The sequence below is a fragment of the Parabacteroides sp. ZJ-118 genome, assembly GCF_011038785.1.
Classification (GTDB): Bacteria; Bacteroidota; Bacteroidia; order Bacteroidales; family Tannerellaceae; genus Parabacteroides.
Map to the genome: position 1 here is coordinate 22,884 of NZ_JAAKDT010000041.1, position 6,522 is coordinate 29,405.

At 45.1% G+C, this 6,522-nt stretch carries 5 protein-coding genes; 2 read left to right on the forward strand and 3 right to left on the reverse strand.

Features of this window, described 5'->3' with window-relative positions; all coding sequences use genetic code 11:
- Nucleotides 1-20: 20 nt before the first annotated feature.
- Complete coding sequence (locus G7Y39_RS10890; RefSeq protein ID WP_165157497.1) at nucleotides 21-620, forward strand: zeta toxin family protein; 600 nt, start codon at nucleotides 21-23, stop codon at nucleotides 618-620.
- Nucleotides 613-780, forward strand: a complete 168-nt coding sequence (locus G7Y39_RS10895) for a hypothetical protein (protein WP_005858864.1) — start codon at nucleotides 613-615, stop codon at nucleotides 778-780. The genes G7Y39_RS10890 and G7Y39_RS10895 overlap by 8 nt, the downstream gene beginning before the upstream one ends.
- Nucleotides 781-848: 68 nt before the next feature.
- Here G7Y39_RS10895 and G7Y39_RS10900 read toward each other — a convergent pair whose 3' ends face one another.
- From G7Y39_RS10900 to G7Y39_RS10910, 3 genes are all read right to left on the reverse strand, one after another.
- On the reverse strand, nucleotides 849-2,705 hold the full coding sequence (locus G7Y39_RS10900) for a hypothetical protein (RefSeq protein WP_165157498.1): 1,857 nt from the start codon (nucleotides 2,703-2,705) through the stop codon (nucleotides 849-851).
- Nucleotides 2,706-2,726: 21 nt separating this feature from the next.
- Complete coding sequence (locus G7Y39_RS10905) at nucleotides 2,727-5,513, reverse strand: DEAD/DEAH box helicase (protein WP_165157499.1); 2,787 nt, start codon at nucleotides 5,511-5,513, stop codon at nucleotides 2,727-2,729.
- A 181-nt stretch (nucleotides 5,514-5,694) separates the two neighbouring features.
- Nucleotides 5,695-6,522, reverse strand: an 828-nt coding sequence (locus G7Y39_RS10910; RefSeq protein ID WP_165157500.1) for a DegT/DnrJ/EryC1/StrS aminotransferase family protein, incomplete at its 5' end; no start/stop codon positions are given.

A 6,522-nucleotide genomic window follows, 5' to 3' on the forward strand; every position in this document is an offset into this window, starting at 1 on the left:
TAAAAAACTATTACATATATTTGCAGCATCAAAAACAGCAGACAGTGCCATATTTGTACATAATATCGGGTTGCAACGGAGCAGGAAAAACAACAGCTTCCTTCACTATTTTGCCGGAAATGCTAAAATGTAAGGAGTTTGTTAACTCAGACGAGATAGCCAAGGGACTTTCCCCTTTTAATGCAGACAGTATAGCCGTCGCCGTTGAAGCTAGTCGTATTATGTATAAGCGGATAAAGGAACTCATCAGTGCGGGTGAGACTTTCGCGATGGAAACTACGCTGGCCACCCGTTCGGTCGCGAACCTGATACGGGAAGCACAAAGGGAAGGTTATTATGTTACATTGCTTTACTTCTGGTTGAATACGCCGGATCTAGCCGTGGAACGTGTGAAAATGAGGGTAGCCGCCGGAGGTCACGGTATTCCGGAAGCGACGATACGGCGTCGGTATGAGGCCGGCATCCACAATTTATTTGAGCTATACCTTCCTATTAGTGACTATTGGATGATAACAGATAATTCGATGTCTCCCATGGAAGTGATCGCCAAGGGATTCAAGAATGATAAAAGGGAAGTGTATAATCTAGACATTTTTACAAAACTTGAACATCATGAATGAACAAGAAGTTAGAGAATTCGAAGAGAATATAGTAAAGGGAGCAAATATAGCTTTTCAGCGTTTGGTGAATCAGAAGAAGAAGGAAGACGGAGAGTTGGTATTCTCTCGTAACGGTCATATCTTCAGAGTCAAAGCAGTTGATCTTGACAAGATTTATTAAGTTATAGATATAAATATACAAAAAGAGGAGACGTATCTTTAAAAGATATGCCTCCTTTTTTGTGACTTTTAAATCAAATATCCCAATTCCTTCAATCGATTTTTCACCTCTCGCAAATGCAGAGAGTCCACCAACAATAAATAAGATTCGGCACGCAGGGAATACTGACGTAAATATTTATCCGAAGACACCAAACGTAATAAATCCTTATCTTCCGCGTCCAAACGATAGATAACATATCTTTTGGATAAAACCTCTTGAAATAGCATACTTCGCCGTTGTAGATTCAAAAAGAAATCCTCCCATATCTGAGGGGGACGCTGACATACATGCATACGGAAGAAATCAATCTTCTTCTCCACATCACTAGCATCCGCGCAATTCTTAAGGAAACTTTCATAAGAGACCTTATAACGATGCGCGCTTATCTGTTCAGCGATATCAGCCATCAGCGATTCATAAGGATTTCTCTCTCGAACCGAACGAATAATCAGGTTATCCTCGTCTACCTCAAATCCCACATTCTCATTCAGTTCCAATCTATATTCTTTTTTAATCCCTAATACATACTGTCCCAATGCGGTAAGACGAAAATAACGAAGGGAGTCACAATAGGAACACGAATCGGGATCATAATCCCCGTAAGCAATCTCTACAAGCCCCAACGATGCCAACAAGAAAAGGAATCCCTTAATAAAGGGCACACTCATTTCCTCATAAATTTCATCCAAGATAATCAATTCTTTACCTTGTTTACTATTCGTAAAGTTCGCTCTTCCCAAGACATAATAATTGAACAGCACATTATAGCAAAACCCGGGTTCTGAAAAATAAAGCCGCATGCGCAACGACTCGACCGTACCCCAACAAGCAGAGTCCATGGAAGCCAACAGAGCCATGATGCACGAAGTCAATTCACACACATAGGTATCACACATCATCGTAGAGCGTATCCCATTTATATGCGGCAAAGCCATACTCAATAAAAAAGATCTATTGGAAGTGAAAAAGGTTATCATATTTTTGATGAACAATTCCGGACTTTCTTCCTTTTTCACAAAAGTACGATACTGCACATAAGAGTTAAGCAACATTGACTTATAAAGAGAAGATGCCATTTTATCCGCGGTTCCGGGAAAGAATTCGTCCACACAGAGCAACTTACTCACTTTATTCAAAACCATCGCGCCCAACTTCCCGTTTTTACCCACATCCAACAGGCCTTGCCTGTAAAAAGTATCCAACACCGGCAACAACTCCAAAATCTTCCTCTCACCGGTAAAAGTAGTCAAAGCCTCACCCTCCGGCAGGGCAACCGACACATCCAGTTTCCCTTGCGCCTCCGGAAAGAAAAAAGGATATAAGAACGGGCGCAAGAAACGAGGTATATATAAATAATACTCAGGATCCTGGGGATACGGACGGTCTACCCGGAATGCCTCAAACCAAGGGATATCAGAAGAAACCTCGACATCTCGATACCCAAAATAACTTTTTTTCGAGAAGGAGATCCAGCTCACACCCGTCTCCCTCTTCTGCAAATCATTGCTGGCAAAATAATTTCTGACCAACAAAGTCCAAAGCTGTTGCTGCCGCCGTGGGAGCAAGTGGAAATAGGCTCCGAAATTACGACTATCAGCCATAAAGAAAGCCAGGAAATCGAGCAACTCACCCTTATAAGGATTACCTTTCTTGTTTAACATTTTCCGTAACTCTAACGGAATATCCCTTTCTCCACCCTCTGTCATCAACACGCATTCCTGGGTTTCCAACAACGCTTTCAATTGCTTGAATTTCGGAAGAAGCTGATTCACGGTACACATATCCATGAAATGCTTACATTCCCGCATCTTGGCTCGATCCGGCATATACAATACCAACTTTTGCTTCTGCCCTTCCCTTGTATTACTTTTTTGATTGTTCATCCTCAAAAAAACAGTTTTACGTCAACCTAAAATATAATTTATATCCTCCTCGCTCAAATGTTTCGCGGAACTACTATCACTGCCAATCAAACCCTCGAACAGCTCCGCTTTCTTCCGTTGCAACAAACAGATCTTCTCCTCGATGCTACCTTTTGTCAAGATAGAAAAACAGAGTACTTTCGCAGTTTGCCCAAAACGATGCAGACGATTGATCGCCTGCTCCTCGGCAGCTTTGTTCCACCACGGCTCAAAGATATAAACCATGTCGGCAACCGTCAGGTTCAACCCCACTCCACCGGTTTTCAAGGTCATCAACAATACCCGGCAGTGAGGATCATTTTGGAATCGTTCTATCACGCTTTTTCTATCATGGGTAGAACCGGTCATGCTGGTGAAATCGATGCCATAATCATTCAGCTTATCCCCCACCAACTCGATCCCCGCGATATAATTAAAAAAGATCACCACCTTATGCCCGTTAGCCACGGCTTCTGTCACAGAATCCATCAAGACCTCCAACTTAGGAGAGGCAACCCGTCCGTCACTAAGGCTTTCCGGCACGGAAGCGATACGTCGAAGCTCATTCAACGCCTGAAACATGACAAACTGCGACTTTTGCAAACCTTCCGAGGCTATCGTTTGCTTTACCTGCTGATAGTAATACGTACGGCGCTGTTCGTAAAGACGAGCCTGCTCCGTATTCATTTCCACGTAAAGCGTGTTATCTATACGATTCGGAAGCTCTTTCAGCACCTCACTCTTCAACCGACGCAGCATAAAGGGATAGATCTTACGTCGCAGGCCGAGAAGCACATCCTTGTCGTTATTCTTTTGTATCGGCAACGTATAACGGGTATTGAACTCGTCCAAGCTACCGAACATGGCGGGATTCAAGAAGCGGAAAAGCGAGTAAAGCTCCGTCAAGTCATTCTCGATAGGCGTACCACTCAAGGCCAAGCGATGCTCGGCATTCAACAACAACACCGCCTGCGTGACTTGCGCCTCCGTATTCTTTATATTTTGGCTTTCATCCAAAATAACATAATGGAACGCCTGCTTCGAATACAACTCCGCGTCATTGCGGACGATGGCATAAGTAGTCAAGATCAGCTGGCATTTCAACGCCTCCTTCATGTCACGCTGCCCGCCATAATAGGTATACACGGACAATTGGGGAGCGAAACGCTCCAATTCATTTTGCCAATTGAAAAGCAAGCTGCGAGGCATCACGATCAGTGAAGGCTCCTTCACCTTCGGATAAACGAGTGTCAGCACGGCGATCGCCTGCAAAGTCTTCCCAAGCCCCATATCATCCGCCAAGCATCCACCCAACTTGTTATCGTACAAATATTTAATCCATTTAATACCCTCCTTCTGATATGCTCTCAACCTCGCTTTCACATTCGGTATTTTCAGCGGTTGGTCTTTCAAATGATTAAACCCGTCATACACCTTACGATGCCTAACAAACACCTCTCCCTCCAGGCGCTGCTTCAGCAAGTCCTCCACTTCCGGAAGATCAAAAAAAGACACCTGTATCTTTCCTCCCCGCTTATGCTTGAAAACCCGTTCCAAACGCTGCAGATACCCCTCATCCAGGATCGCCCGGTTTCCATCGGACAAAGAGATATATTTTTGTTTCTTATATTGGCTTAACAATTGATTCAAAGAGAAACTCTCACCCTCAATATCGAGGTTCAAGGTTCCCTCCAAGAAGTCGATACCCGAAGAGAAAGAGACATTCAATTTCGGTTGAACCGGTTTCACACGATACTCCCTCAATTTGTCAGCGCCCAACAAACGGAAAGCGCTCAACAACTGAGGCAGCGCTTGAAGCAGGAAAGGCGAAGCCGTATCCGGGGGTATGATGAAAAAACCATCTTTTTGGTACACCTCCTTTTGAGCGCCCCTATCAGGCGCATATCGCAAGATCAGTTTTCCCAGCAGCTCTATAGGCTGATCCAAAGAAGAACGAGCGATACGTTTCAACACGATCTGTCGTTCCTGGGTCAAGGAAGCCAGCCAATCCACGTTGAAGTCTTCTAAAAAACGAACCGGGAAATTTTGTAAAGACTGCGTGACACGCAAATAAAGCGCCCTATCGACATCCACCTTCTCAAAAATCAAGGTAGGAACCGTGGCAACCACCTGATCAGACACCATCACCTGATAATCCTCATAAACCACCGCCATATTTTCCACATACGAATAAAATACGGACAGATACTCTTCAAGCATATCCTTGCCGAACGGCACCAAGAATACGTCCAACTGGCGAAAACCTTCACCCAAGGCATTTACCGGGAAAATACGCTCTCCGATCAAGACAAAAGAATCTGTCAGGAATTTCACACGAGCCTCCTCGCCTCCTCCTTCCGGCAGACCCTGCAAGGAGGGATAGATTTCGTTATCCGCCTCTCGCAGAAACAGACGGATCGAAAGCATCTCGTCAGCTACCGTCACATTTTTCTTCTCACTATTCAACAGATTATCGCAACGTATCAATTGATAGATAAGATATGGATAATCATTCAAATACAGTCGATCTTTTTCAAGCTCGCCCTCCCAAGATATCCGGAATTGCCTTTCCTCTTGAATATGCGATATCGTACGCAAGGTCTGCGCCACATCTCCCGTATAATAAAGAAAATCTAGATTGACCGGATTCAACTGTAGATCAACTACTTGAACAAAACCACCCTGCTCATCCGAATCTATCAAAAAATAAAAATCCCGTACAGAGCAGCCCGAGTTTTTTACGACAAACTTATCATTCTTCTTCTTCAACAAAGAAAGGAAATCGTTCATGGGTAAATATTTATTACGTTCAGTCCGCAAAGCTAACAAAAAAGACAATGTTCTTTGCAATATTGCCTCACATTTCTATCGGCTCTGAATTCAACGCGCTTTACTCTCACGCAAAAACTCCGGGAAGTTAATCTGCCTGTGGTGTCTCATGCAGACAAGTTCAAAGCTGCACCCCATCCAGTCATAAGCAATACTTCCATTCCATTATTGAGGCCTTGATTGTTCCGACGATGTAACGGACATCGTCATCGGTAACGTAGGGGCCGGAAGGCAAGCACAACCCGACCTTAAACAAAGACTCGCTCACCCCATTCACGTAAGCCGGACAATCCTTATAAACAGGTTGCTTATGCATTGGCTTCCACAAAGGACGGGACTCTATACCCATCGCGTCAAGTCCCATACGCATCGCCTCGACATTGGCATTCGGCTCACAATCCGTATGCGCGTTAACCGCCGCGTGAGTCACGCCACCCGCGCCACCAACAGCGCCTTGTATCGTTGCTTGATAAGCCTCCTCCTGCCCTTTCACCCTCAATAAAGGATCCAAGACAATCGTATTCAACCAATAGTTACTATCAAAACGACCGGAAGGATTCTCATGCAAGGTGATCCCTCTCACATCCTTCAACAGCTCCCGATATAAATCACACGTATGCTTATGATGGGCCACGTGAGCGTCAGCCACCGTCATCTGACCCCGCCCGATACCCGCGCAAATATTCGACATCCGGTAATTGTACCCGATCCGCTCATGCTGGTAATACGGATAAGCCTCCCGAGCCTGCGTAGCGTAAAACAGGATCTCTTGCTTGGCCGCCTCGTCCGGACAGATCAACGCGCCGCCGCCACTGGTCGTAATCATCTTATTCCCATTGAACGACAGCACCCCGAATCTCCCAAACGTACCCAACATACGTCCATCATAACGAGAGCCAAAGCCCTCCGCCGCATCCTCGATAACCGGTATCTCATAGCGGTCGGCAATCTCCATGATGCGCCCTATCTG